At 61.2% G+C, this 25,330-nt stretch carries 24 protein-coding genes; 15 read left to right on the top strand and 9 right to left on the bottom strand.

The annotated features are described in order from the left end of the window. Positions 1 to 15: 15 nt before the first annotated feature. The gene (locus tag QP941_RS08625; RefSeq protein ID WP_239278752.1) at positions 16 to 264 is read left to right on the top strand and encodes a hypothetical protein; all 249 of its coding nucleotides are present in this window, start codon (positions 16 to 18) and stop codon (positions 262 to 264) included. On the opposite strand, the gene rsgA is transcribed toward QP941_RS08625, so the two are convergent. After that, positions 261 to 1,286, bottom strand: coding sequence for a ribosome small subunit-dependent GTPase A (rsgA, locus tag QP941_RS08630; RefSeq protein WP_284868679.1), 1,026 nt, complete (start codon positions 1,284 to 1,286; stop codon positions 261 to 263). The two genes, QP941_RS08625 and rsgA, sit on opposite strands and share 4 nt — an antisense overlap. Further along, positions 1,279 to 2,580: a 3-phosphoshikimate 1-carboxyvinyltransferase gene (aroA, locus tag QP941_RS08635; protein ID WP_284868680.1), complete on the bottom strand. Its 1,302-nt coding sequence runs from the start codon at positions 2,578 to 2,580 to the stop codon at positions 1,279 to 1,281. The genes rsgA and aroA overlap by 8 nt, the downstream gene beginning before the upstream one ends. Here aroA and QP941_RS08640 point away from each other — a divergent pair. Continuing rightward, positions 2,579 to 3,226 carry an SOS response-associated peptidase gene (locus QP941_RS08640; protein WP_284767941.1) on the top strand — a complete coding sequence of 216 codons (648 nt, stop codon included), beginning with the start codon at positions 2,579 to 2,581 and terminating at the stop codon, positions 3,224 to 3,226. The two genes, aroA and QP941_RS08640, sit on opposite strands and share 2 nt — an antisense overlap. Here QP941_RS08640 and ybaK read toward each other — a convergent pair. Then, a complete protein-coding gene (gene ybaK / locus QP941_RS08645) occupies positions 3,212 to 3,715 on the bottom strand; it encodes a Cys-tRNA(Pro) deacylase (RefSeq protein WP_284767943.1) in 504 nt (167 codons plus the stop codon). The two genes, QP941_RS08640 and ybaK, sit on opposite strands and share 15 nt — an antisense overlap. 37 nt (positions 3,716 to 3,752) lie before the next feature. Between ybaK and QP941_RS08650 the strand changes: the two genes are divergently transcribed. Both QP941_RS08650 and QP941_RS08655 read left to right on the top strand, forming a co-directional pair. Next, the gene (locus tag QP941_RS08650) at positions 3,753 to 4,355 is read left to right on the top strand and encodes a sigma-70 family RNA polymerase sigma factor (RefSeq protein WP_284767945.1); all 603 of its coding nucleotides are present in this window, start codon (positions 3,753 to 3,755) and stop codon (positions 4,353 to 4,355) included. Then, entirely contained in the window at positions 4,355 to 4,627 is a 273-nt protein-coding gene (locus QP941_RS08655; protein WP_284767946.1) for an anti-sigma factor, read from the top strand. Before QP941_RS08650 ends, QP941_RS08655 begins: the two co-directional genes overlap by 1 nt. 266 nt (positions 4,628 to 4,893) lie before the next feature. Here QP941_RS08655 and QP941_RS11680 read toward each other — a convergent pair whose 3' ends face one another. Together QP941_RS11680 and QP941_RS08660 are read right to left on the bottom strand one after the other, a co-directional pair. Further along, positions 4,894 to 4,968 (bottom strand): 50S ribosomal protein bL37, encoded by a 75-nt coding sequence (locus QP941_RS11680; RefSeq protein WP_100067784.1) that lies wholly within the window; start codon positions 4,966 to 4,968, stop codon positions 4,894 to 4,896. Between the two features lie 83 nt (positions 4,969 to 5,051). Continuing rightward, entirely contained in the window at positions 5,052 to 5,312 is a 261-nt protein-coding gene (locus QP941_RS08660) for a WhiB family transcriptional regulator (protein ID WP_005322377.1), read from the bottom strand. A 497-nt stretch (positions 5,313 to 5,809) separates the two neighbouring features. Between QP941_RS08660 and QP941_RS08665 the strand changes: the two genes are divergently transcribed. Next, positions 5,810 to 6,298 carry a hypothetical protein gene (locus QP941_RS08665; RefSeq protein WP_269954204.1) on the top strand — a complete coding sequence of 163 codons (489 nt, stop codon included), beginning with the start codon at positions 5,810 to 5,812 and terminating at the stop codon, positions 6,296 to 6,298. Positions 6,299 to 6,371: 73 nt separating this feature from the next. Here the strand turns inward: QP941_RS08665 and QP941_RS08670 are convergent, their stop codons facing one another. Both QP941_RS08670 and QP941_RS08675 read right to left on the bottom strand, forming a co-directional pair. Beyond that, on the bottom strand, positions 6,372 to 7,610 hold the full coding sequence (locus QP941_RS08670) for an Rv3212 family protein (RefSeq protein WP_284868681.1): 1,239 nt from the start codon (positions 7,608 to 7,610) through the stop codon (positions 6,372 to 6,374). After that, positions 7,607 to 8,932 (bottom strand): DEAD/DEAH box helicase, encoded by a 1,326-nt coding sequence (locus QP941_RS08675; protein WP_284868682.1) that lies wholly within the window; start codon positions 8,930 to 8,932, stop codon positions 7,607 to 7,609. The genes QP941_RS08670 and QP941_RS08675 overlap by 4 nt, the downstream gene beginning before the upstream one ends. A 71-nt stretch (positions 8,933 to 9,003) precedes the next feature. Between QP941_RS08675 and QP941_RS08680 the strand changes: the two genes are divergently transcribed. The 8 genes from QP941_RS08680 (at position 9,004) to QP941_RS08715 (ending at position 21,305) form a co-directional block, all read left to right on the top strand. Continuing rightward, positions 9,004 to 9,228: a DUF3107 domain-containing protein gene (locus QP941_RS08680; RefSeq protein WP_005322370.1), complete on the top strand. Its 225-nt coding sequence runs from the start codon at positions 9,004 to 9,006 to the stop codon at positions 9,226 to 9,228. 61 nt (positions 9,229 to 9,289) lie between these two features. Further along, on the top strand, positions 9,290 to 10,228 hold the full coding sequence (locus QP941_RS08685) for a DUF3152 domain-containing protein (RefSeq protein ID WP_284868683.1): 939 nt from the start codon (positions 9,290 to 9,292) through the stop codon (positions 10,226 to 10,228). Between the two features lie 9 nt (positions 10,229 to 10,237). Beyond that, positions 10,238 to 11,023 carry a hypothetical protein gene (locus QP941_RS08690; protein ID WP_284868684.1) on the top strand — a complete coding sequence of 262 codons (786 nt, stop codon included), beginning with the start codon at positions 10,238 to 10,240 and terminating at the stop codon, positions 11,021 to 11,023. Between the two features lie 32 nt (positions 11,024 to 11,055). Beyond that, on the top strand, positions 11,056 to 14,163 hold the full coding sequence (locus tag QP941_RS08695) for an ATP-dependent helicase (protein WP_284868693.1): 3,108 nt from the start codon (positions 11,056 to 11,058) through the stop codon (positions 14,161 to 14,163). Beyond that, positions 14,156 to 17,335 (top strand): ATP-dependent helicase, encoded by a 3,180-nt coding sequence (locus QP941_RS08700; protein ID WP_284868685.1) that lies wholly within the window; start codon positions 14,156 to 14,158, stop codon positions 17,333 to 17,335. The genes QP941_RS08695 and QP941_RS08700 overlap by 8 nt, the downstream gene beginning before the upstream one ends. A 72-nt stretch (positions 17,336 to 17,407) precedes the next feature. Beyond that, entirely contained in the window at positions 17,408 to 18,523 is a 1,116-nt protein-coding gene (locus tag QP941_RS08705) for a potassium channel family protein (protein WP_502869208.1), read from the top strand. Continuing rightward, a complete protein-coding gene (locus QP941_RS08710) occupies positions 18,524 to 19,255 on the top strand; it encodes an NAD(+) diphosphatase (protein ID WP_284868686.1) in 732 nt (243 codons plus the stop codon). Continuing rightward, positions 19,248 to 21,305 carry an ATP-dependent DNA helicase UvrD2 gene (locus QP941_RS08715; RefSeq protein ID WP_284868687.1) on the top strand — a complete coding sequence of 686 codons (2,058 nt, stop codon included), beginning with the start codon at positions 19,248 to 19,250 and terminating at the stop codon, positions 21,303 to 21,305. The genes QP941_RS08710 and QP941_RS08715 overlap by 8 nt, the downstream gene beginning before the upstream one ends. Here QP941_RS08715 and QP941_RS08720 read toward each other — a convergent pair. Then, the gene (locus QP941_RS08720) at positions 21,283 to 22,170 is read right to left on the bottom strand and encodes a hypothetical protein (RefSeq protein ID WP_284788821.1); all 888 of its coding nucleotides are present in this window, start codon (positions 22,168 to 22,170) and stop codon (positions 21,283 to 21,285) included. The two genes, QP941_RS08715 and QP941_RS08720, sit on opposite strands and share 23 nt — an antisense overlap. Positions 22,171 to 22,232: 62 nt before the next feature. Between QP941_RS08720 and QP941_RS08725 the strand changes: the two genes are divergently transcribed. After that, positions 22,233 to 22,754 carry a M48 metallopeptidase family protein gene (locus QP941_RS08725; protein WP_150851870.1) on the top strand — a complete coding sequence of 174 codons (522 nt, stop codon included), beginning with the start codon at positions 22,233 to 22,235 and terminating at the stop codon, positions 22,752 to 22,754. On the opposite strand, the gene QP941_RS08730 is transcribed toward QP941_RS08725, so the two are convergent. Beyond that, positions 22,751 to 24,172, bottom strand: coding sequence for a zinc-dependent metalloprotease (locus QP941_RS08730; protein ID WP_284868688.1), 1,422 nt, complete (start codon positions 24,170 to 24,172; stop codon positions 22,751 to 22,753). The genes QP941_RS08725 and QP941_RS08730 overlap by 4 nt on opposite strands. A gap of 93 nt (positions 24,173 to 24,265) precedes the next feature. Between QP941_RS08730 and QP941_RS08735 the strand changes: the two genes are divergently transcribed. Beyond that, positions 24,266 to 25,330: a YlbL family protein gene (locus tag QP941_RS08735; protein ID WP_284868689.1), complete on the top strand. Its 1,065-nt coding sequence runs from the start codon at positions 24,266 to 24,268 to the stop codon at positions 25,328 to 25,330.

A 25,330-nucleotide genomic window follows, 5' to 3' on the forward strand; every position in this document is an offset into this window, starting at 1 on the left:
TCTTAAGGAGACAATATGACTCAGCGCTTCAAGAACCTCGCTGCGGCCACCGTTACCGCAGGCGCAGCCCTCAGTGCCGCGCCGGCCGCCCTGGCAGATACCACCCCAGCTGCGGATGCGGCTGCCGACGCCGTGCCCACCACCCCGTGGCTGGCGCTGCTAGAGACTTCGTCCCAGGGCACCTGGGGCCAGATCCTCGATGTATTCTTCGGCATCGTGGATGGCATTTTGGGTGTTATGGCCGATACCGGCTTCCACCTCTAATTTTCCCACTCCACGTTGGTGCGCAGGGCCTCGAGTAGGCCGCGCACCGCGTCGCGCCGCCGCGCACTGGCGGTATCAGGGGGAATCAGCGCAGGATCATCGAGGCCGCATTCTGGGTCCGCAGGCGGGCCCATATGCGTACAACCGCGGGGGCAGTCCTCGATGGCGGCGGCAAGGTCTTCAAAGACGCCAAGCACGTCATCGGCATTCACGTGTGCGAGGCCAAAGGAACGGATGCCTGGGGTATCGATAATCCAGCCGCCGGTGAATGCATCCTCGGCGGGGAGGGGGAGCGCCACCGATTGGGTGGAGGTATGCCTGCCCTTGCCGACGCCCGATACTTCCCCTGTCTCCCTATCCGCGTCTGGTACCAGCCGGTTGACCAGGGTGGATTTGCCCACGCCGGAATGTCCGATGAGCGCGGTGACGTGGCCGTCGATGTGGTTGCGCACCGCCTCAAGTCCGTCTTCGACGCCGGCTTCCACCACCGTGATATCGAGATCGGCGAACTCGGCCGCGAAGGGGGCAGGATCGGTGAGATCGGTCTTGGTCAAGCACAGGATGGGGTGGATATTGCCCACAAACGCAGCGATGAGGGCGCGCTCGACAAACCCAGAGCGCGGCGGCGGATCGGCCACGGCGGTGACGATCAGCATCTGGTCCGCATTCGCCACCACGATGCGCTCATAAGGGTCGGTGTCATCGGCCGTGCGCCGGAGGACGGAGGTGCGTTCTTCCAGCTTCACAATGCGCGCTAGGGTGTCCTTCTTGCCGGAGGTATCGCCCACCACGCCCACGCGGTCGCCCACCTCGATGGCGGTGCGGCCCAGCTCACGGGCGCGCATGGCGGTGACCCGCGGGCCGTCGTCCAGTGCTACGCCCCAGCGCCCGCGGTCTTTGGTGATGACCATGCCGAACTTGGCATTTTTGTGCTTGGGGCGGTCCTTAGTACGTGGCCGCGAGCCCTTCCCGGGGCGCACGCGTACGTCGGATTCATCGAAAGAACCGAAACGCCTAGCCATTGCTCTCCTGTTGCTCGGGGTCCACCATCGTCTCCCACATGCGGTCGAAGCCAGGCAGAGTCTTCGCGGTGGTGGAAATGTCTTCTACCTCTACGCCCGGTACCCGCAGACCGATAATCGCGCCCGCGGTGGCCATGCGGTGATCCGCGTAGCACGGCCACTCGCCGCCGTGGAGAGGGGCGGGGTCGATGTGCAGGCCGTCGGCAAGCTCGGTGACCTTGCCGCCGAGGGCGTTGATATTATGCGCCAGCGCCTTCAAACGGTCGGTCTCGTGCCCGCGCAGGTGCGCAATGCCGGTCAGAGTAGAGGGGGTGTCCGCCAGGGCGCACAACGCCGCGACGGTGGGGGTGAGCTCGCCAATATCGCCCATATTGCGCTCGATGCCCTGCAGCGCGCCGTCTTTGGAGCCCTTGGCAGTGACAAAGCCCGGCTCTTGGGTGACCATGACACCCATATCCACCAAAATATGGCGAATGGCGTCGCCCGGCTGGGTGGTATTGGCAGGCCAGCGCTTAATGGTCACCCGGCCGCCGGTGACGGCAGCGGCGGCAAGGAAGGGCGTGGCATTGGACAGATCCGGCTCGATTGCCCATTCCCGCCCGGCAATCGGGCCAGGGTGCACGGTCCAGGTATTCTCGCCGGAGTCCACGCGTACGCCGGCTTGGCGCAGCATGCCTACGGTCATCTCCACGTGCGGCATGGAGGGCAGGGGACCGCCCTCGTGGGTGACGGTGATGCCCTTTTTAAAGCATGCGCCGGCCAGCAGGAGGCCGGAGACGAACTGCGAGGAGCCAGAGGCGTCGATAGTGACCTCGCCGCCTTCCGGCACTCCGTGCGAGCGGACGGTAAAGGGCAGGCTATCGCCGTCCACCTCGACGCCGAGCTGGCGCAGTGCGTCCAGGGTGGTGGACATGGGGCGGGCGTAGGCCTGTTCGTCGCCGTCGACAAGCACGGCACCGTCCGCCAAGGCCGCAACCGGCGGGATAAAGCGCATGACTGTGCCGGCCAGGCCGCAGTCCACCGTGGCACCCTTAAGCGGGCCGGGGGTGACGTGGATATCCTCACCATCGTGCTCGAAGCGCACGCCCATAGATTCCAGGGCCTTTTCCATCAGCTGCGAATCGCGGGAGACCAGCGGCGCGCGCAGGGTAGAGGGGCCATTGGCCAATGCAGCCAAGATGAAAGCGCGGTTGGTAATAGACTTCGAGCCCGGCACGTGTTGGGCCCACGCTATGGGGCCTGCCGCTTGCGGGGCGGACCAAGGTTGAGACATATCGTCCATAATAGAGGGCATGTGCGGAAGATTCGTTCTTTTTACCGAGTCCCTTCTCGATGAAGTGGGCGCGCTGCCCGGAGTTACTGAGGTCCATGCCCCTCAAGGCACGCCAGGCCCGCGCTACAATATTGCGCCCACCCAACCGGTGGCGATAGTGCGCGTGCGTGAAAGTCTCGCCCAAGTCGACCCTGCACGGTGGGCACTGCTGCCGCATTGGAAGAAGGACCTGGACGGCCCGCCGCTGTTTAACGCCCGGGCGGAGACCGTGGCCACCAAACCCTCCTTTCGGCATGCCTTTAAGGGGCCGCGCTGCCTTATCCCCATGAACGGCTACTACGAATGGCACCAGGAAGAAGGCGGCAAGCAGCCCTATTTCGTCCGCGCGGAAGAGGGCCTGTTGTGGGCGGCAGGCCTGTGGGACACCGGCCTGGATCGCCTGTCTGCCACGATTGTCACCACCGCCGCCACGGAAGAAATGGAGTGGCTGCACCACCGCCTGCCGCGCTTCTTGGCGGCCGAAGAAATGCGTACCTGGCTGGAGGGCAGCCCCGAGGAAGCTGCTGAGCTGCTCTTGCCGACGCCTCTGCGTGGCTTCCACACTCACCCCGCCGACAAGGCTGTGGGCAGCGTATCCAACGATTATCCGGAGCTACTCGGCGAGTAGATCGGCAAAGCTAGCAGAGCACAGCTCTGCGAGGTCCTCCGCACTGAGTTCGATATCGAGCCCGCGGCGCCCGCCGGAAATAAAGACAGTATCGAAAAGGACGGCGGTTTCCTCAATGACCGTGGGCAGCGGGTTTTTCTGGCCCAGCGGGGAAATGCCGCCGGGAATGTATCCGGATGACTTGGATGCGTCATGGGGATCCGCCATGGCGGCCTTAGAAACGCCGTGGGCGGCCGCGGCCTTCTTGAGGCTCAGGTGATGGGTGGTAGGGATGACGCAGACTGCCAGCTTGCGCTTTGGTCCCTTGCCCGCAGTTAAATCGATGACCAGGGTTTTGAGCACGCGATCCGGCTCTACCTCTAGGGCAGCCGCGGCGTGATCGCCGAAGTGATCCTTGCCCGCCTCAAAGGTATACACGTGGTGGTCTACGCCGGCGTCTTCCACTACTTTGAGCGCTGGGGTAGCTGCATGCGGGGACTTTTTAGACATGCCTGGGATTCTAACGCTACGCGTTAGGATAGAAATTGTGGCTAAAGAAACAATCAGCGAAAAGGAGCTGCAGCGCCGCTTCGAAGCGGAAGCGCTGCCCCTGCTAGACCAGCTCTACGGCGGTGCCCTGCGCATGACGCGCAACCCGCAAGATGCTGAGGATCTCGTGCAGGAGACCTACCTCAAGGCCTATAAGTCTTTCCATTCCTTCAAGCAAGGTACAAACCTTAAGGCTTGGCTGTATCGCATCATGACCAATAACTACATCAACTCCTACCGCAAGGCGAAGCGCCGGCCCACGGAGTCTTCGGCCGATGAACTGAGCGATTTTCAGCTCTATACCACTGCTGGGCACGATTCCACTGGCCTGGAATCCGCAGAGGTATCAGCGCTTAAGGACATGCCGGACGCCACCATTTCAGAGGCCATGAATGACCTGCCCGATGACTACCGGATGGTGGTGTACTACGCGGATGTTGAAGGCCTTGCCTATAAGGAGATTGCAGAGATCATGGATACTCCGCTAGGTACCGTGATGTCTCGCTTGCATCGGGGAAGAAAATTGCTCCGGAAAGCGTTGAAAGACGTGGCACGAGAACAAGGCATTGGATTAGAACACCCAGACATGGAGGAGAAGTAATGGACCGCGCAACGGAACACAACTGTGGTGCGTGTAGCTCCCCAGAGGTACAGGCCCTCCTGTGCGAGCTTCTCGATGAATCCACCACCTATGCCCGCGCACTCGCCATCCGCGAGCACATCGCCCAGTGCGATTTCTGTCAACAGCGCCTCGAGAGCGAGGAGATTATCCGCTCCCTGGTGCGTAATTGCTGTAACGGCCAGGCCAAGGCGCCGCAGGCGCTGCGCCGCCGCATTTCGGTAGAGATTACCCGCATCGAAACGGCGTGGTAGGCACTGTTGCTCACCCGCTGTGGTGGGGTCTGGTCTCATGATCTTCCAACTTTTTGCTTGAGTCCATACTGATCGGGCCGAATTGAGGGTGGAAGGGCCGAATTGAGACCCCAATGTGTTCAATTCGGCCCGATCACATTGGACTTAAGGCACGGAGAGGTCAAGCGGGGAGCTAGGAGACGACATCGATGTGCGTCTGACATAGCAAAAGCCCGGTTCTACAGTCTAAGTGACCGAGGGAACCGGGCTTTGAGTAATGCTGTGCGTTATGCGCCAGGACGCTTGCCGTGATTAGCGGACTTCTTGCGGCGATCCTTGCGCTTGCGACCACGCTTGCTCATTGCGCACTCCTTCGTTGAGGGTATCTGAACTTTATTCAACTGTAGCGGCTAAGGGCGCCGAAACGAAAATTGGGGGCTGCTTATTAAGCGGAAACGCGGGCGCGGCCACGGCCGCGGTTGCGGCGGCGCTTGAGGGCGCGGCGCTCCTCTTCAGACAGGCCGCCCCAGACGCCGGCGTCCAGGCCGGATTCCAGTGCCCACTTCAGGCAGGAAGAGGCAACAGGGCAGCGGTTGCAGACCAGCTTGGCCTTAGCGATTTGGGTAAGTGCGGGACCAGAATTGCCTACTGGGAAGAACAGCTCGGGGTCTTCGTCGCGGCAAACAGCTTCGTGGCGCCAATCCATGATTGATATCTCCTAACAAAAATTCGACAGCAGTAAGCACAAGCGCTTTTCACGAAAATGAAAAGCAACCAATGCCAGGGTGGGTGGTTGTGTGAACTGGTCTGCGTGCAGTGGGGCCCGGTCTCGAGGTCGGGCCAGCGTCGCCGCCGCCAATGGTTCACATTGTGGTTGCTTGAAGTTTCCTTCAAGTTAAGAAGAGGTTTACGTCCTCTTTCTTTTTGCTACCCCAGAATCATGACATGTTTACTCAGACTCCGCTAGGGGTAGAGGCAAAATTGTGTCCAACCTCACTTGATTGAAACTGGTGTGGGGGTCATTTGAGTCCATGATCGAGTTGAAAGAAGCCTGTGAGAAACGCGCTGAACTGGCGTATTGTCCAAAAAACATTGAGTGCGGTGACTGAAGAGGCGTCAAATCTACCCAGCTAACCTCTGCCCCCGCGAAACCTGAGTGGCGCAGAAGGAAACGGCGCTGGCCGGTGAGTAGACTGTGGGTTTGTGTCTAAGCAGAAGAAAAAGCAGGTAAACAAAAAGCAAAGTGTTTCCTCCGCGCAGCCGGCGCGTGAGGAGAAGGCCCAGCAGGGCGCGCCACAGCCGGTACTCGTGGCCGCAGCGCTCGCCGTGGTTCAGTCCATCGCCGTCATCTGCTTCGGTATCTTCCTGATTGTGCGCGAGGCGACCGGCGCAGAAAATGAATCCATGGTGTCGGACTCGGGCTCCGGAAGCTTTGTAGGGCTGGGCACCGCGCTATTTATCTTTATTGTTTTTGGCTTTGTCATCGTCGGTGCTTGGGCCATGGTCAAGGGAAAGCGCTGGGGTAGGGGGGCCATTATCTTGGTGGAGCTCATCTTGGCGGCGAGCTCCTTCCAGATGTTCAGCGGCGGATCGCCGCTACTTGGTGCGGTGACCTTGGCGAGCGCCGCAGTAGTCATCTTCCTGCTGATGTTCGTCCGCGCCTCCACGGAGTGGGCGGCAGCAAACTTCTAAATTCGCTGCCACGCACACAAGGGCCGCGCCCCGGGAAAATCCCGAAGGCGCGGCCCTTTCTGTAGTGGAGGGGTTAATCGGCGCTTAGGCCCACGACCTGATCGCCGCGGGTTTCCACGATGGTGTCGCCCGCCAAGGTGAGGTAGACGGGACCGCGGTAGCCGCCGCGATCAACCGGGATGGTTCGCAGAGTTTTGCCGGTGGACCAATCCATGACAGCAATGCCTGCTTGAGTAGGGACCACCATGTGCTCGTCGACGGCGATGGGGGTGCCGATGGCATCGTCTACCACGTGATCCACTGCGAGGTCGCTCGGCTTGAAGAGGTAGAGGCGGGAGCCATCAAACCAGGTCATATGGTGTGGTAGGTCCGCGGTTGCCGGGGCGAACGGGGAGGCGCCGGCGTCAATGTCAGGGGAGGGCTCTGCTGAATTAGAGTCCAGCTTTTCGCCCTTGTTGTCATAGGACTCGATCGTGGGATTCGGGCCTGGGCGGTAGACGGCGGCGGCCTTTTGCCCCACAGCGACAAGCCGGGCGCCGTCGGTGGCTATGTCCACATCGGCGGCGATATCGGGCTCACGGGAATCATCAGGGGTGGTGTCCTGGAAGCGCAACCAGGTGGTGCCCGGCTTATCGGGGCAGGACTCGGTCAGTGCCAAATTCTCGGTACGGGTAAGGGCGGAGCTAATGGTGCAGTCTTCATGCGGTTGCTTGTCCGGCTCCTGTTTAGCCTCCACATCACCGTATTCCACGGTGCGCACCATATCGGAGCGCCACAGATCGATGCGGTCGGTGGAGACCGTTCCTACCCGGTCATTGGAGGAAACGGGTACTACATTTTCCGAGCTGACGGCGCTGCGGGTGCTGTCATACTCACCGGTCGCAGCCTCAATCGCCACGGTATCCCCGCAGCCCACACCGGTCTTATACGACGCCACGATCTTGCCCCATGCAGTAGACAGCGAGCACAGATCCGCGTCTGTGCGCTCATAAGTCCACGCCTCGGAGCCGTCCGGATTGGTGGCGGTGAGCGTGTGATCGGCGTGCGTGATGGTCAGGCCGTGTGCCGAAACCGCCCGGTATTGGCCGGGTACTGGTTCGTTGGGGAGGCTGAAGGACTCGTGGAGTGTCTCGGGGACGTCGGCAAGCGCGGGTGCATCCTTATCTCCCGGGACGGCCGCTTGGCTAAGATGCGCTTGATTAATATTGGCGGTAATAGCCGCCCCGCCGACCGCGATGGCGCAGACCACGGCGATAATGCCGGTAGCCTTCCAATCGGCGGGCGTCGAGCGCAAAATGGGAGCTTTAGTCATCGGCGGCCTCCTCGCCGGCGCCGGGAGCTGCCGCGGCGCGCGGTGGTACGGGTGGGGGATTTTTCGCGGACAGGCACTTGGCCCACGACCTTGGTCTCAGGACCGACAGTTTCTTCTACCTCCGCGGGGATGTCTAGAGCCTGGGCCAGCTCCGGGGACGTGGAGAACCACTGCGGGGGATTCGGCTCACCCAAATCCAGCTCATCATTAATAACCTGCCATTTGCCCAGCTCATCATAGCCCACCAAGGTGATGGCGGTGCCGGTATGGCCGGCGCGACCCGTGCGGCCGATGCGGTGGACAAAGGTCATCGGATCATCCGGAACCTGATAGTTGATGACGTGGGTGACATCATCAACGTCGATGCCGCGGGCGGCAATATCGGTGGCGACCAAGATATCCACCTGGCCGGTGCGGAAGGCTTGGAGCGACTTCTCGCGCGACTTTTGCCCCAGATCGCCGTGGACCGCGCCCACGTGGAAGCCGCGCCGGGCAAGGTCATCGGCCAACTGGGCGGCCGCGCGCTTGGTGCGAGCAAAGATGATGGTGCGCCCGCGGCCGGAGGCCTGCAGGGCGCGGGCGACGACGGCAACCTTGTCCATGCGGTGGGCCTGGAAGGTGACCTTGCGAGTGGAGGAATGGGTGAAATCCTGCTCGCCGGATTCGGCGCGGATATGGATGGGTTTTTCCATAAACCGGCGGGCGAGCGTCAAAATTGCGCCCGGCATCGTGGCGGAAAAGAGCATGGTTTGGTGGGCGTTGCCATCGAGTGCCTTGAGGATAGCCTCCACCGAGGGCAAAAAGCCTAGATCCAGCATCTCGTCGGCCTCATCGAGCACCAAGATAGCCACGCGATCTAGCTGCAGTTCGCCGCGTTCGTGGAGATCGATCAATCGGCCAGGCGTGCCAATGATGACATCGACGCCCTTGTTGAGCTTTTTGATCTGTTCCTCGTAGGGGCGGCCGCCGTATATGGAGGCTAAGCGCACGGGTAGGTGGGCGGCAGCCACCTGCAGGTCCTCGGTGACCTGCTGGGCAAGCTCGCGGGTGGGGACCACCACGAGGGCGCGCGGGGTGCCATCGAGCTCGTCGATATCGGCGTCATCAAAGACGCGGTCCAAAAGCGGCACGCCAAAGCCATAGGTCTTGCCCATGCCAGTGCGCGCTTGGCCAATCAAGTCCTGGCCAGATAGCGCGATGGGCAGGGTTAATTCCTGGATTGCAAAAGTACGCGTGATGCCACGAGTGGCGAGACCATCGCAGATTTCGGCCGCAACGCCGAGTTCCGCGAAGCTCGGTGGCTGGGATTTTATGTCAGACACACCTTGATAGTAGCCGGGATGGTTATAGTGGGGCCATTGACAATAAAACTCTAGTTAGAGGAGGAATCTTCATGGATATCAAGTTTGGCTTCGCGGATACCGCTCGCGAGCTGGTCATTAGTGCTGCAGGTGACCAAGCCGAGCTGACGCAGAAGATCAACAGTGCCCTGGCGGATAACTCCACCTTGGAATTGGAAGATGACAAGGGTCGCAAGTACCTCGTGCGCACTGACCGCGTGGTCTACGTCGAGGTCGGCATTGCAAAGAAGCACGCCGTGGGATTCGCCGGCGCCTAAGGCGAGCACATAGGGCTGCTGATTCAGCTTTTTTAAATACAAGCGGGTAACCTAAGGCCCCATGGAAAAAAGGGAGATTCGCCACGCCCACCGGAGCCAGGGCCATTCGCCGGACGACCCCAATGCGGTGGTCCGGTTTGCGCGTCAATATGGCTGGTGGCGCGTGGTGGCTATCCCCCTCATGATCGCGCTGACCATTTGGTTCATCGTCGATATCGCCACCGGAACTTCCTCTGAAGAAGAGGCGGAAGGCACTAGCGAGGCTGCCCCAACGAGTGCGGAAAAGGTAGGCCCTGATCCTGCCGGTGCCGCAGCGGTCAAGCGGGAAATCAGCGAGATGCCGCCCGGTGGCTCCTATACCAAGCAGGGCAAGGGCACCTTCCACGAGGTAGGTGAGCCTGGCGCCGTCACGGGTAAGGGCGGCAAGCAAAAGGTGCGCTATTCCATCGAGGTAGAAGATGGTCTTAATACCGCACCGTATGGCGGCGATGAGTCTTTTGCCGCCATGGTGGAGGCCACCTTGTCTGACCCGCGCGGCTGGACCGCGCATAAGGACTTCGAGTTCGAGCACGTGGCGGCCGACGCGGAACCGGATACCCGCATCCAGCTGACCTCCCTGGGCACCGCCGCAGAGCGTTGCGGCGAGAAGATTGAAACGGAAACCTCCTGCCACACCACCATTACGGGCGAGTCCACCACGATCATCAATGAGGCACGTTGGGTGCGCGGTGCCACGCCTTTTGAGGGCGATATGGGCAACTACCGCCAGTACGTCATCAACCACGAGTTGGGCCATGCCATTGGCTATGCGGCCCACCAGCCGTGTGGCGGCCAAGGCAAGCTAGCGCCGGTCATGATGCAGCAGACCTTGGACCTTAACAACAAAAAATTGCACGATCGCAAGCCCAGCGAGGTCTATCCTGATGAGGACGTGACCTGCTCACCGAACCCGTGGCCTTATCCGAATCCGGATAATAAGGATCCCCACCAACCCGAATAGGAGTTCAGGATGCCGCTTCCCCCAGAGCATGTTTTAAGCGCTTTCCACGCGGAAACCGGTGCCACTGGTACCCGCCGCGCGCAGGGCGATCAATTGGGCCCGGTGTGGGATAACGGCATCAAGGTGGGCGACGTGGTCTATTCCCAGGCTGGTCCGTTTGCCGCCTGGTCCGCCAAGGTGCGCGAGCGCCTCAGCGTGCAGGGGGCCCGCGTTTCCCGGCCGGTCCTGTCGAGCGATGGCCGGCACACGGCCGCTGGATGGAAGGCTACCCAGTTTATTCCGGGCCATGTACGCGGGCGAATTGATGAAACCGCACAGATGGCGTTGCGCCTCGACGCGGCTATAGCCGAGGTACCCCTTCCCAACGGGCAGCGTAGCGATGCCTTCGCTCGTGCAGAGCGCGCCGCCTGGGAGGAAACGGGCGAGGCTTATCGCCCAGCCCTGCTTGCCGACGTCCCCCTTATCCCCGCCCACACCGCTCTTCTCACCACTACGGTTTACCACGGCTCCAACCCGCCGGGCATTGTGGACATTGTGCCGAGCGGATCCCCGCGCCCAGCCGGCTGGACGGCCGCTTTGGTTATTGTGGATGGGCTCATTGGCCAAGCGGTCGATGATGGGATCTGCCAGCGCTTTAGTCATGTACCCGGTATGCCGGAATTGCTATTGCGCGCTGTGTCGTATCGCCGTCATGTCAATGACCTGCACCCCGCGTCGCGTTCAAACACGCGTTCGCACATTGAGCGGGTGGAGCAGCATCTGGTGTCGCGGGCATCTGCCATACTGGAGCGGTGAGTTACGACCCCCATTCCACCGCGCGTGCGGGAGTGGTCCTTCCACCGTCCCCGCAGGTGCGCCTCGTTCCCCGTACCCAGTCCGCCACGACCCGCAGTTGGCCTGTTGACCTGCCCGAATCCGGTACCTGGAAGGTAACCGGTGCCGCTGGCACCGGTGTGTCCAGCTTCCTTATCGATACCGTCATTCATGCCTTGGATAAAGCCCGGGAGACCGGCGCGGATCCCTCCGGCATCCTGGTTATCGCTCCCTCGAAGGAATCCGGCGCCCGGCTGCGCCGCGAGCTCTCTGAGCGGCTCGAGGATTACGCCGCCCAGACCTCCATGGTGCGTTCCGTACACTCCCTAGCATTCGCGTTGCTGCGCACAGCAGCCGAGGAGGAGCTCCGACTTATTACCGGTGCGGAGCAGGACGCTGTCATCCGCGAGCTGCTTACTGGCCAAGCAGAAGACGGGCATGGCTCGTGGCCCGCGGAGATGCGGCCCGCACTGGAATATGTGGGCTTCGCCCGGCAGCTGCGCGATTTCCTTTTGCGCTCCATTGAACGCGGCCTGGGCCCGGGCGACCTAGAGCGCCTCGGTGCCGAGCACGGCCGCCCCATGTGGTCCGCGGCGGGTGAATTCCTGCGCGAGTACGAACGGGTGCAGCTCCTTTCCCGCGCCCATTCCTATTCCGCTGCGGAATTGGTTACCGCGGTTCTTCAGCGCCCCCAGCTACTGCGCGAGCACCCCTTCCACACCATCATTGTCGATGATGCGCAATTGCTTGACCCCACTGCGGGCAAGCTCATTCGCGACATGACCCCGCAGGCGGATCTCGTGGTGGTAGGCGGCGATGCCGATCAATCCGTCTTTGCCTTCCGTGGTGCTAGCTCGCGTTTCCTGCGGGACTTCCCAGCTGACCACGACATTGAGCTTACCGAGCCTCACCGCACACCCTCACCGGCGTGCATCTCCATTGTGGATTCGGACGGCAGGCTGCGTGACGTCGTAGCCAATACCGTGCGGCGCCGTCACTTAGAAGACGGCGTGCCCTGGCGCGATATCGCCGTCATCGTTCGTTCAACCGGTGATATCGGCCAGATGCGCCGCACCCTTTTGTCCGCCGGCGTGCCCGTGCACATTAGCCCTACCGACGTCGTCTTAGCCGAACAGCGTTTGGTTTCCGCCGTGCTGCTCGCCCTGCGTGCCTTGGAGGAAGACCTATCAAACTCGGAGTTGGAAGAATTGCTCACCGGTCCCGTGGGTGGCGCCGATCCCGTCACCCTGCGCCGCCTGATCCGTGGATTGCGCCGCTGGGATTCCACTACCCGGGGCATCGATAGCCTGCGCGGTCTTCTCTACGGCGAGCTCCCAGACTTTAATGGACAACTCACTGAGCGCGAATACTCCATCCTGGAACGTGTACGCGCGGTTCTAAGTGCCGGCCGGGACGCACTCGCCTCCGGGGACTCTGTGGAGGAGATCCTCTGGGCCGTGTGGAGCGCAACTGAGCTTGATAACCGCCTGCAGGCTTCGGCGCTGCGCGGTGGTGCGACCGGCTCGCAGGCCGACCGCGACTTGGATGCAATGATGGCGCTTTTTGACGCCGCAGGCGACTACGTCGAGCGTCGCCCTGATTCCTCGCTGCGTGCCTTCCTGACGCATATCACCGAACAAGAACTTCCCACCGGTGTGCGCGACCGCCGCACCGCCATTCCGCAGGCAGTAGAGATCCTGACTGCACACGGTGCCGTGGGCCGCGAATGGGATACCGTCATCGTGGCCGGCGCGCAGGAAGGAAGCTGGCCTTCGCTAGGGGAGACCGGCTCCATCTTTGGTCAAGAAGATCTCATCGATCTCCTCGACCACGATATTGATCCCGATACCCCCGTCAGCCACGTTGCCTCCCGCTTGGCAGAGGAGCGACGTCTCTTCCACGTCGCTACCACGCGCCACCGACAGCGCCTTCTCATTGCCGCCGTGGAAAACCCAGAGGGCGATACGGTCTCTGAGCCTTCTCGCTTCATCAGCGAATTCGCCGGCCGTGGCGTGGACGTGCCTGGCCAAGCTGCGCGTCGGCAAGCAAAGCGGGCGCTGCGCCGCACCCAACTCCCGCGCGAACTGGGCCTCGATGTGCCCGAACCCGCACCCGTGTCATTGCGCGATGGGCTCGAAGTGGATCCCCTTGATGTGGCGGTGCTGTCCGTGCCGGCCTTTGTCGCACAATTGCGCCGCGTAGTTACCAATCCGGAATCCGGTGAGGTTGAGCGCAAACAAGCAGCGCGCCAGCTCGCTCGGCTAGCGGCAGCCGATATCCCTGGCGCCCACCCGGAGCAGTGGTGGTCTGCGCGCTCCGTTGCGGCTGAAACGCCGCTGCATACCAGCGGTAGTTTGTCGCCTTCCCGTGTGGAAGCATTGCTCAACTGTCCGCTCAAGGCCGTGCTCGGCAATGTAGCCGAGGACCCAAGCACCGAGGAACACCTGCTCCGCGGTACGTTGGCGCACGCCTTCTTTGAAGCCCTTGGCCGCGGCATGGACGCGGAAAAGGCCAAGCTATTGGTGATGGAGGCTTTCGAGCGCATTCAGGATGTACCGCAGTGGCAATTGCGATTCAAGCTCGATGAGTTTTCCACCCTGTTGGACCGCGCCCGGGAATGGGCGCGCCAATCCGAGGTCAATCAAGAGCTTGCCGGTGTGGAAATCCCCGTAGGCGTACGCGTCAGCGAGGAGGTGCGCATCGGCGGCTATATGGACCGTCTGCTTCGCGATGAAGAGGGCAATTACTTGGTGGTGGACCTCAAGACAGGTAGAAGCATGCCGGCTAAGAAGGAAGGCGAAGACCATGTGCAGCTGATGACCTATCAACTCGCGCTTGCCCACGGCGCATTTGACGGCCACCAGGTTCACGACGGCGAAGGCATGCCGCGCCAGGGCGGTGTGCTGGTGTATCCGGGGGTGACCACCAAAAAGATTGGTGAGATTTGGCAAAGCGATAAGTCGCCGGAGGCCCTGGAAGAATTCGCCGCACTTCTACCCCCGCTGGTGGAGGAGATGCGTGGCCCGCGCATCACTGCGCGCACCAATAAAGACTGCGATAAATGCCCAATTCGCTCTATCTGCCCCGTGCAGGAAGAAGGAAGGATGACCACCGATGCCTAAGAGCAATTTTTCCCCACAGCAGATCGCTGCAGCCTTGGGCAAGGACTTTCCGCCTACCGAGGAACAAGCCCACGTCATCGAAGGCCCATTTAGCCCCAAACTCGTGGTTGCCGGCGCTGGTGCCGGCAAGACAGAAACCATGGCCTCGCGCGTGGTCTATCTTGTAGCCAATGGCTATGTGCGCCCGGAGCAGGTTCTCGGCCTGACCTTCACCCGTAAGGCCGCGCAGCAGCTGGAGCAGCGCATCCGCCGGCAGCTGATTAAATTGCGCGATTCCGGCCTCATCCCACCAGGCGGTGAGGTGGCAGAAGCGCTAGAAAACATTGCGCCGAAGGTAGCCACCTATGACTCCTACGCGGGAGAACTCGTTCGCGAATACGGGCTCTTGGTTCCAGTAGAGCCCACCGCACGCATCATCACCGAGGCCGAGCGCTATTCCTTGGCCTACGATGTGGTGCGCAATTACACCGGCCAGCTGGAAGACGATCGCGCCTTAGCCACGATTACCGAGACCTTGCTGAAATTCAGCCAGGATATCGATAACGGGCTCAAGGACACGAGTCACATCGCCCAGCATGCCCGCGATTTTCGGGCGGACATCGATAACCTCGATAAATCCCAAAAGAATGGCCCCGAATACTCGCAAAAGTTGCTGGAATATATCCAAACACAGGAACGCCGCGTGCAGTACGTGCCGCTGCTGGAGGCCCTGAAAAAGGAACAATCTGAGCGACAAGTCATCACCTTTGGCGAGCAAATGGCCGTCGCCGCCCGCGTCGCGCGCGACCATCCTGTGGTGGGAAAGCAGCAGTCCCAGCGCTATAAGGTCATCATGCTAGACGAGTACCAAGACACCTCCTATGCCCAGCGCGTGCTTCTACGCAGCCTATTCGGAGGGGACCAAGAGGACCTGTCGGTTACGGCCGTGGGCGATCCAATGCAGGCCATCTACGGGTGGCGTGGTGCTACCTCTGAAAACCTCACTGCCTTCGTGGAAGACTTCCCAGTCGCGCCGGGCACACCCGCCCCGAAGGACCAGTTGACCACCTCTTGGCGCAACCCCTCTGGTGCGCTGGATTTGGCTAACTCAGTGGCGGAGGGAGTATTCGAAGGCGTTGAACGTCCCGTGGACGAGCTGTCTGCCGCCCCGCATAAGGGCGAAGGCGATATCCAGTTGGCGTACTTCGACAGCGAGGTTCGCGAGCGTGAATTCGTTGCCGAGTACCTGAAAGAGCAGTGGGAAAAGCGCGAGGGAGATACCTTCAGCGCGGCGGTTTTGGTGCGCAAAAATAGGCACTCCGCACCCATCGCTGCGGCCCTTGACAAAGCGGGCGTACCCAATGAAATCATCGGTCTCGGTGGCCTGCTGTGGCAGCCAGAAATCCAGGACCTCGTAGCTATTGCCACCATGCTCGTGCGCCCAGAAGACTTGCCTGCGGCAGTGCGGGTGTTGGCAGGGCCGATTTGTGGCCTGGGAATCAGTGATATTCAAGCGCTCGCTTCCCGCCAACGAAACCTGGCCGGCGCGAGGGAGGAGCGCTTGCGCTGGGAGCCGGGGATGGACCCGGAAGAATACTTGCGTGCGCAGCTGGAAGATGTCACCGCTGAGGAGCCGGATCAGCGCGTCGGCCTTGCTGACGCCCTGGCAGATTTGGGTGAAAGAGACCGCTATACCCCGCAAGGCCTCGCCCGTATGGAAGAGATTTCTGCCAAACTGCGACACCTGCGCACTTATTCTCTTTCCAAACCGCTGGTGGACATCTTCGCCGATATTGAAGCATTGTTTAATATCCGCACCGAGGTACTAGCTCGTGGAAGCGCAGGGGGCGCGACACATCTGGATAAATTTGCCGATATCGTCGCAGGCTTCCACGGTGATTCCTTGTATGCGCTCTTGGATTACTTTGCGTTAGCGCTCGAAAAGGAAGATGGCCTAGACCTCGGCGAGGTTCCCGCCGCCACTGACCGCGTGCAGATTATGACCGCGCACAAGGCCAAGGGCTTGGAATGGGAACACGTCTGCGTGGTGCATGCGGATTCGTCTAGCTATAGCGCACAAGCAGAGACCTTCCTGTCCAGGATCGATAAGGTCCCGGGAGACGATGACTATATTGAGGTTCCAGAGGATGCCCAAAAGCGCTCGCATTTCCAAAACGCGTGCGAGGAGTTTAAGAAAGCAGATAGCGCCATCAAGGCGGAAGAATCGGCGCGCCTTTTTTATGTGGCGCTGACGCGTACCGAATCTACCCTGACCGTTACCGGCTCGGGCACCAATAACGGCAATGGAAAGAACAAGAAAGTTCCCTACGAATACCTAGAGCGCCTGAAAGAGCAATTCCCGCAGTACGTGGTGGAGTGGTCCGTCCCCGACGAGCCTTCCGAGGATGATTTTGGAGAGAGCGCACAATTCCCAGCACTTGAGGCCAGCCCAGAGGCAGTCGCCGGTGCGGACCTAGTCCTTGCAGCAATGGAGGAACTTCCAGATTTGAGCCGGGGTGAAACCTTTGAGTTATGGGAGCAGGAAGCTGGCGCTCTCATTGAGGAGTACAAGGCCTTGCAACAGCCGGTGGTAGACGTTGAGCTACCCAGCGAGCTGACCGCCTCCGACATGGTTGCGCTGCGGGCCGACCCGCTTCAGTTTGCCCGCAGGCAGCGCCGCCCCGTGCCGTTTAAGCCGAATTCCTATGCCAAGCGCGGTACCGCCTTCCACGCGTGGTTGGAGGACCGCTTCGGCAGCCCGGCGCTATTGGGCGAGGAAGAACTTCCGGGAATCGATGAACCGGAGGACTTTGATTTGGAAGAGCTCAAGCAGGCCTTCCTGAACTCCGAGTGGGCCGAACGTCAACCGGAGCACGTGGAGGCGCCCTTTGAAATTACTATTGGTGAGTCCGTGGTGCGCGGGCGCATGGATGCGGTATTCCGCTTGGAGGATGGCACCTGGATGGTGGTGGACTGGAAGACCGGCCGCCCACCCCAGGGAGAAGCCATGGATGCTGCCAAGATACAGCTAGCGGTCTACGCAGAGGCTTGGCGCCGCATCCACGGCGGGGAAAAGATTCGTGCCGCATTTTATTATGTGCACGATGGTTATACCTTCGAGCCTGCCCGCCTGCCGCGTGGGGAAGAGCTGAAGGAACTCCTTGAATCGTCAGTTGAGCACCACAAGGGCTAAGGTATGTGGGCGGTTGCGTAAGCGCGCAATCTCTTGAGCAATCATTCGAGACCAGAAAAGAAGGCTGGGCTAGTGGCCAAAAAACGTGCGCAGGCAATGAAGTCACGCTTTAGAAGTCGCTTCTTGCCGCAGGTCGAGCTGTCCTCGCAGCCGGACCACGCGCTCATTGATGTCATTACGGTGCCGAGGGATGAAAATTCCAGCCCGTGGCGTCAGCTGGGCAAGCGTGTGCTGTGGGCTTTTGGCATCGTTGTCTTCGTGACCATCGTGGTCTATGTGGACGGCGGTGGGTATAGCGAGGACATGTCGTTATTGGACTCCGCCTACTATGCGGCGGTGTCCCTGACCACCGTGGGTTACGGCGATATCGTGCCCGTGTCCCCACAGGCCAGGCTCATTAACTTAGTGCTTATTACCCCTGCCCGCCTGATCTTCCTTGTTTTATTGGTTGGCGCGACCTTGTCCGTGTTGACGGATAAGGCCCGCCGCACTTTCCAAATCCAGAACTGGAGAAAGCAATTGCGTAACCACACCGTCGTTATCGGTTATGGCACCAAGGGCGCCGGAGCCGTGGCCGCGCTGCTGGCCGATGATGTTCCGTCCTCCCAGATCGTTGTCATCGATACCAACCGTGCGTCCCTCGCTCACGCCGAGCACCACGGATTGGTCACCATCTTTGGTTCCGGCACCAAGCAGGACGTGCTGAAGATCGCTGGGGTAGAGCATGCCAGCTCCGTCGTCGTTACCCCATCCACGGACGATACTGCGGTGCTGTGCTGCCTCTCCGTGCGAGAGCTTGCGCCCAAGGCCAAGATTGTGGCGTCGGTGCGCGAGTCTGAGAACCGTCACCTCTTGCTTCAATCCGGTGCGGATTCCGTGGTCACCTCTGCGGAGACGGCTGGTCGACTGCTGGGCCTAGCCACCGTGACGCCGACGGTGGTGGAGATGATGGAAGACCTGCTCTCACCCAACGAGGGTTTCTCCGTAGCCGAGCGCGCCGTGCGCGAATTCGAGGTGGGCTCCAACCCACGCCACCTGGCAGATATCGTGCTGGCTGTCCTACGCAATAACGAGCTGCACCGCGTGGATACCGCGGATGCCTCCGCGCTGAAGCCGGGCGACCGCCTGCTCTACATCAAGCATGAGATGGAACAGCCCATCGAGGTCATGGATGATGATGAGGACTAAATGTTCCTCCCAGTAACCCCTCACGGCCAGGTTCCGGTTACGGCAGCGGGGGAACCGGTGCTGGTGGAGAAGGTTCCCGGGGGCGTCGGCAAGCACGCAGTAGTGGACCTAGGTACCCTGCAGGCGTGCGCGTATCCGGAAGACGGTGCTAGCGAGCTGGGCCAGCTGGAAAGCGCAACGTTCTTTGCGGACCAGCCAGTGATTTTGCAAGCCATTGCGCTGATCCGCAACCGGCGCGAGCAGCGCTTTGATCCGCGCACCGGTCACAAACTGGACTACCCAGCACCGGGAATCGTTGGGCGCGATCCTGTGGACGAGCGCCGAATGGTTTTCCCACGCCTAGATCCTGCCGTTATCGGGCTTATTCGCCTCAGCGGCACCGACCGGATTTTGCTGGCGCGCAATCGCCGCCGCACTGGCTTCTTTTCTCTGATCGCCGGCTACGTTGAGCCGGGCGAGACCGCGGAGGCTGCTTTTGCACGCGAGGCCCTGGAAGAAACCGGGCGCAGGGTGGAGGATATTCGCTATTGGGGCTCGCAGCCGTGGCCGCCGAGTGGCTCCCTTATGCTGGGCTTTTGTGCGCGCACGGCTGATGTCCACCCCACCTGCCATACTGATGGGGAATTGGAAGAAATCCGGTGGGTGGAGCGCGCCGAGCTGCCTGAGCTTAAGCTTCCTCGTCCGGGTTCAATTGCACACACGATGATTATGGAGTGGTATCACGGTGACTAAGCCGGATTTGTCCCTGCTGGATGAAGATCAGCTGCGCGCGGCCACGGCGCCGCGCGGGCCCGTGTGCATCTTGGCTGGCGCGGGTACGGGCAAGACCCGCACTATTACCTATCGCATTGCCAACTTGGTGGACCAGGGTTTTGTGAACCCGCAGCGCGTGCTTGCGGTGACCTTCACGGCGCGAGCGGCCGGAGAAATGCGCGATCGCCTGCGCACCATGGGCGTGGCCGGCGTGCAGGCGCAGACCTTCCACGCGGCGGCGCGCCGCCAGTTGAAGTATTTCTGGCCGCAGGTAGCAGGAGATCTTCCGTGGCAACTGCTGGATAATAAATTCCCCCTAGTTGCCCGCGCGGTGCGCTCGGTGGGGCTGGATAATTCCAAGGACATGATTCGAGACGTCCTGGCGGAGATCGAGTGGGCTAAGTCCGCGCTGGTCAGCGCCGAGGATTATGAGTCCGTGATCGAGAATACGGACCGCAGTGCGCCGGCCGATCCGGCCAAGGTGGCAGAGGCCTTCCGCCGCTACGAGCAGTCCAAGGCCACGCCGGACATGATGCATCTGGATTTCGATGACCTGCTCATGCACATCGCGGGTGCCATCGAGAATGTGCCGGCGATTGCGGAGACCTTCCGCGAGCAGTACCGCACCTTTGTCGTCGATGAGTACCAGGATGTTACCCCGCTGCAGCAGCGGGTGCTCAACGCGTGGTTGGGAGAGCGCGATGACCTCACCGTGGTGGGCGATGCTAACCAGACCATCTATTCCTTCAACGGCGCCTCCCCGGACTACCTGCTCAATTTCTCCCGCACCTACCCGGATGGCACCGTGGTCAAGCTGCAGCGAGACTATCGCTCCACGCCGCAGGTAACTGACCTGGCCAACCGGGTCATTGGCAAGGCCACCGGCCGCGCGGCGGGCACGCGCTTGGAGCTGCAAGGCATGCGCGAGCCCGGCCCCGAGCCCACCTTCAAGGCCTATGAGTCCGAAGAGATTGAGGCCCAGGAGGTGGCGGGCCAAGTCCTTACCCTGCTGGACCAGGGCGTGCCGGCCTCCGAGATTGCCATCCTTTACCGCATCAATGCCCAGTCGGAGCAGTTTGAGCAGGCGCTTGCTGACGCCGGAGTGGTCTACCAAGTCCGCGGCGGCGAAGGCTTTTTCCGCCGCCCGGAGATCCTGGAGGCTATTCGCGTGCTCATCGCCGCGACCCGCCGCGAGGACCTGCCGGATGACCCAGTGGCGATTGCCCGGGCTGCGTTTGTCGAGTTGGGATTGAGTTCCACCGAGCCGCAGGGCGCCCAGGCCCGCGAGCGCTGGCAGTCCCTCAACGCACTGGTTGGGCTCATTGAAAAGATTGTGGAATCCACTCCTGGCATCGATCTCAACGGGGTGCTGGGGGAGTTGCGCCGGCGCTCCACCGATAAGCAGGCCCCAGCTATGGAAGGCGTGACGCTGGCTACCGTCCACGCCGCCAAAGGCTTGGAATGGGACGCGGTATTTCTCGTGGGGCTAACGGAAAAGCTCATGCCCATCAACCACGCCATCAAGGCTGGCGACCAACAGATAGAAGAGGAGCGCCGCCTGTTTTACGTCGGCATTACCCGCGCCCGTGAGCACCTCGCGCTGTCGTGGGCGCTGGCGAAGACTACCGGCTCGCGTGCCTCGCGCGAGCGTACCCGCTTCCTCGATGGCATCGTTCCGGCGGCCGAGGATGTTTCCGGCGGTGGGGCTCGCTCGCGCCGCCCGAAGCGGTGCCGCGTGTGCTCTGGTCCGCTGGGAACACCGGCGGAAAAGGTCATAGGCCGCCATGAAGATTGTGAAGGCGGCGGCGATGAAGAGGTCTTTGCCGCCTTACGCTCGTGGCGGTCCCAGATTGCGCGCCAGGAAAAGGTTCCGGCCTATGTCATCTTTTCCGATGCCACCCTGCAGGCGATTTCGGAGGAACTGCCCTCCGATGAGGCAGAGATGCTCTCCATTTCTGGCGTAGGCCCTAGCAAGCTGGAGCGCTACGGCGCCCAAGTACTAGAGGTTATTCGTTCGGTTCGCAGCTAGCCAGGTTGGTCTTGCCGCCGAAGCACACCGGGCAGCGTGGATGCGCAATGACGGTGCGCTGTTGATGGTGTCCGTAGACATCGACCTCCCACTGCTGTCCGGGGCGCGGCTTTGTGGTCGGTGCGCCTGGCGGCAGCGGCCGCCCCATCAGTCGTCTTATAGTCACCTGCGTGTGCGCCGAGACCGCATCGAGCACCACGGCTTCTGGAGTGCGGCGCACGTGGGTGAGCTGGGTGCTGATGATATTCCACAGTGGGTCCATATCCACGCGGGCCAAGTGCGCACACAATGGGCACGGTCCTTGGCCGCGGATACATACTGGTCCGATGACGCCACGATTGTCCAGCAAAGATACCGGAATCCACGTAGTGCCTGTGCCCGCGAGTGCATTCGCACAATCCAGTGGGCAGTGCAGCTGGTCCACAGCGAGTACTGGATACATGCCATCGAGGTCGTGGATATAGGAAAAGACATTGTCTTCCTCCAACGGGATGCGGACCTGGAAGCCATCCGCCTCAAGGCGCGCGCGGAGCCTCTCCGCCAAGGCGGATTCTCCCATGAGGACAATGGCGTCTGCCTTGGCATCGGCCTCGTTGTGTGGCCAGAGGATGCCGTAGTCCAGCGCGTCTTCAATGAGGCTCAGCGCCGCCGCCTTCTCAAGCCCTGCAGCACGCAGTCGTTCAGATAAGTCCTCCGGGGACACTGGTTCGCGAGCGGTGTTGAAAGCCGTCGCGACGGTGAGCGCGCTTCCAGTTTCCGCAACCCCAACGCGGGTGGCATCCATGCCAAATTGGATCACCGTTTCCTCGCGGCACAACACTGCGCTGCCTGGCGCCAAGACCACTTGGGTGGCAGAAATCCCCACGCTTTTAACCCCTTCCCCCGAAGTATGTGGTCTCCATTGCACCACAGGTACAATCACCTGTCATGTCGAGCACGCAGCCCACCGCACCGCAGCCCCCAGAGGTCAAAGTCATTCGCTCTGCCAAGCGGAAGAAAACCGTGCAGGCGCGCATGGTATCCGGGGTGCTCGAGGTACGCATTCCCGCGTGGATGTCCGTGCGGGATGAGCGCGATGCCGTCGCAGACATGTTGGCGCGGGTGGAGAAGAAACAGGGCAGTGGCCGCCGCACAGACGCCCAGCTCGAAGAACGTGCGCGGCGGCTTAACGCGGCGTATTTAGATGGTCGTGCAACCATCGGCTCTATTCGGTGGGTGAGCAACCAAAATACGCGGTGGGGTAGCTGTACTACCTCCACCGCGGATATTCGGCTCAGTGACCGGCTGCAACACGTGCCGGATTATGTGCTGGATTCAGTGATCATTCACGAGCTCACCCACACCTTCATCCCGCGCCATGGGCGGGATTTTTGGCAGTGGGCGGACAGGGCGCCCCACGCTGAGCGGGCGAAGGGCTATCTTGAGGCCTATCAGCGCTGGGGCTGCTAGTTCTCTCCGTCCTCGTTGCCCTTGTCCTTCTCGTCGTCTTTGCCTTCCGGCTTCTCGGAATCCGTGGACTCGTCGCCCTGCACGGCAGAGGAATCCTCGCCGTTCTTCAGCATTTCCTCCAGCTTGGCAAACTCTTCTTCGAAGCCCTCATCCGGGCCTTCGTCCAGCAGGGAGTCGATGAAGGCGGCCGGGTTATCGAGGTGCTCCGCAGTGGGCAGGAAGTCCGGGTGATCCCAAGCCTTATCGCGCTTTTCTGCGCCCACGGCCACGGTGGCGCGGCGCCATAGCTCTGCGGCCTCAGAGACCTTAGGGGCATTGAGCTCGATGCCAACCACCTTGCTGAAGGCATTCTCGGCGGAACCGCCGGTGCTGCGGCGGTGTGCCCAAGCCTGGGTGAGCTTCGAGGTCGACGGGATGCGCTCGCCCAGTGCCTCAGTAACCACGTGCTCGGCCCAGCCTTCCACCAAGGCCAATAGGGTCTCGAGGCGGGATGCGGCCGCAGTGTTCTTGGAGGTAATGCGCGGGGAGAGGTCCATGCCCTGCAACTTGCTCATCGCATCCTGGATTGCCTGTGGATCGCCGGACTCGAGGTTGAGTTCGCGGGTGACTTCCTCCAGGTGGGAGGTATCAATAACCAGGCCGATGGCATATTCCTCTACAGAGGAGACGATGCGCTCTACCAGCCAGGGCACGTGCTTAAACAGTCGCTGGCGGGCAGCCTCGCGTGCGGCAATATAAACCAGCACCTCCTGGCCAGGAACATTAAGCTCGCGGGCGACCTTCTGGATGGTCTGTGGCAACAGTGCCACGGTATTGGCTGGGGCGATGGGCAGGCCGAAATCGGAACCGGTCAGCGCCTGGGAGGCCAAATCGCCCAAGGCGTGGCCGAGCTGCATGCCAAAGTTCATGCCAGACATTTGGTTCATCATCTTGGTCATGGGGCCCATCATTTCGCGGGCCTCCTCCGGCATGGAGTCCAGCTGAGCATCATTCATGTGCTCTGCCACCGGGGTGACCATGCGCTGCCACGCCGGCATGGTCTCTTCCAACCACTGCTTGGAATCCCAGGCCTTGGCCGTGCCGGAGGCGGTGGGCAAATAGGTGGCGTCATCAAGCCAGAGCTCCGCCAAGCGGACGGATTCCTCCACAGCCTTGGTATCGTCCGCGCTTACCGCCTTGGACTGCGAGATCTGCTGCAGGGCGATGCGCTTAGCCATGTCGTAATTAACGGGGCCGGAGTTTTCCGGCGAGTTCATGGAAGAGCCCATGCCGGACAGCATCTGACCGAACTGGTTCAGCATGTCACCCAGGCCGCCACCATTAGCGCCGCCGAATGCGCCGAACGGGTTCTGGTCACGACGTCCGTCATTATCGTCGTCATCGTTATTGGGGAAAGAAAAACCGAATCCGTTGCTCATGCGTCCTAATCTACCGGCACCATCCGGCTACTTTCCATGATCCCCGCTACGCTGACAGCGAACACTACGGCAAAGGTTGTAGGGTATTGATCCGTGAATTCTCCTGCTAGCCGTCGCGTCCGCACCATCGCATGGGGTGCCATCCCCGTCGTCCTCACCGGTGCGTTGGTATCGCTTGACCATATCCCCGGCACCGATGTGTCTTTGACCGTGCCTTATGCCGCTGAAGGCCCAGGACCCACGGTGGACACATTGGGTGAGGTCGACGGCACCCAGGTCGTCGATGTCCAGGCGCCGAAAACCTATGACACCGACGGCCACCTCAACATGACCACGGTGTCTGTGCGCACCAATATGACCCTCGCGCAGGCGCTGGGCCGCTGGATGATGACCGATGACACCATCGTGCCCATCGATACCGTCATTCCGCAGAATATGAGCGATAAAGAGGTAGAAGAGTCCAATAAGCAGGCCTTTACCCAGTCCGAGTCTGCAGCCACCGTGGCGGCCATGGATTACCTGCACCTGCCGGTAAAGATCACCATCGCGGAAGTCATGGATGAGGGCGCGGCGCAGGGCACGCTGAAGAAGGACGATGTCATAACCGCAGTAGACGGCAAGGAGGTCTCGGAACCGGGCGAGGTCCAAGACGTCATTAAGCAGAAAAGCCCTGGCGATAAGGTCACGCTGACCGTCCAGCGGGGCGGCAAGGAGCAAGAAGAAGAAATCGAGCTAGGGGAGAACCCCCACCAGAAGGGACAGGCAATGCTGGGCATCGCCATGCTCTCGGTCCCGCAAGACGATATTAAGGTCAAATACAACCTGCAGGATATTGGCGGTCCCTCCGCCGGCATGATGTTTACCCTGGCGGTCATCGATAAGCTCAACGAGGAAGACCTCACTGGCGGCAAGTTCGTGGCCGGTACGGGCACAATTCAGGAAGACGGCAAAGTGGGCCCCATTGGCGGCATCCAACATAAAATTGCCGCGGCGCACGAGGCGGGCGCGGAGCTCTTCCTCGCGCCGAAGGATAATTGCTCCGAGGCCGCCGCGAGCGACCACGGCGATATGCCCATCGCGGAAGTTTCCACCTTGGATGAAGCCGTGTCGACGATGAAGGACTTCGCGGAGGGCAAGGATATTAAAACTTGCCAGTAG

It is taken from the genome of Corynebacterium sp. MSK150 (genome assembly GCF_030229215.1).
GTDB lineage: Bacteria > Actinomycetota > Actinomycetes > Mycobacteriales > Mycobacteriaceae > Corynebacterium.

Coding starts and splice junctions, on each gene's coding strand:
- QP941_RS08625 (WP_239278752.1), top strand. CDS start 16: ATGACTCAGCGCTTCAAGAACCTCGCTGCGGCCACCGTTACCGCAGGC.
- rsgA (WP_284868679.1), bottom strand. CDS start 1,286: ATGGCTAGGCGTTTCGGTTCTTTCGATGAATCCGACGTACGCGTGCGC.
- QP941_RS08640 (WP_284767941.1), top strand. CDS start 2,579: ATGTGCGGAAGATTCGTTCTTTTTACCGAGTCCCTTCTCGATGAAGTG.
- aroA (WP_284868680.1), bottom strand. CDS start 2,580: ATGCCCTCTATTATGGACGATATGTCTCAACCTTGGTCCGCCCCGCAA.
- ybaK (WP_284767943.1), bottom strand. CDS start 3,715: ATGTCTAAAAAGTCCCCGCATGCAGCTACCCCAGCGCTCAAAGTAGTG.
- QP941_RS08655 (WP_284767946.1), top strand. CDS start 4,355: ATGGACCGCGCAACGGAACACAACTGTGGTGCGTGTAGCTCCCCAGAG.
- QP941_RS08660 (WP_005322377.1), bottom strand. CDS start 5,312: ATGGATTGGCGCCACGAAGCTGTTTGCCGCGACGAAGACCCCGAGCTG.
- QP941_RS08670 (WP_284868681.1), bottom strand. CDS start 7,610: ATGACTAAAGCTCCCATTTTGCGCTCGACGCCCGCCGATTGGAAGGCT.
- QP941_RS08680 (WP_005322370.1), top strand. CDS start 9,004: ATGGATATCAAGTTTGGCTTCGCGGATACCGCTCGCGAGCTGGTCATT.
- QP941_RS08685 (WP_284868683.1), top strand. CDS start 9,290: ATGGAAAAAAGGGAGATTCGCCACGCCCACCGGAGCCAGGGCCATTCG.
- QP941_RS08690 (WP_284868684.1), top strand. CDS start 10,238: ATGCCGCTTCCCCCAGAGCATGTTTTAAGCGCTTTCCACGCGGAAACC.
- QP941_RS08700 (WP_284868685.1), top strand. CDS start 14,156: ATGCCTAAGAGCAATTTTTCCCCACAGCAGATCGCTGCAGCCTTGGGC.
- QP941_RS08710 (WP_284868686.1), top strand. CDS start 18,524: ATGTTCCTCCCAGTAACCCCTCACGGCCAGGTTCCGGTTACGGCAGCG.
- QP941_RS08725 (WP_150851870.1), top strand. CDS start 22,233: ATGTCGAGCACGCAGCCCACCGCACCGCAGCCCCCAGAGGTCAAAGTC.
- QP941_RS08730 (WP_284868688.1), bottom strand. CDS start 24,172: ATGAGCAACGGATTCGGTTTTTCTTTCCCCAATAACGATGACGACGAT.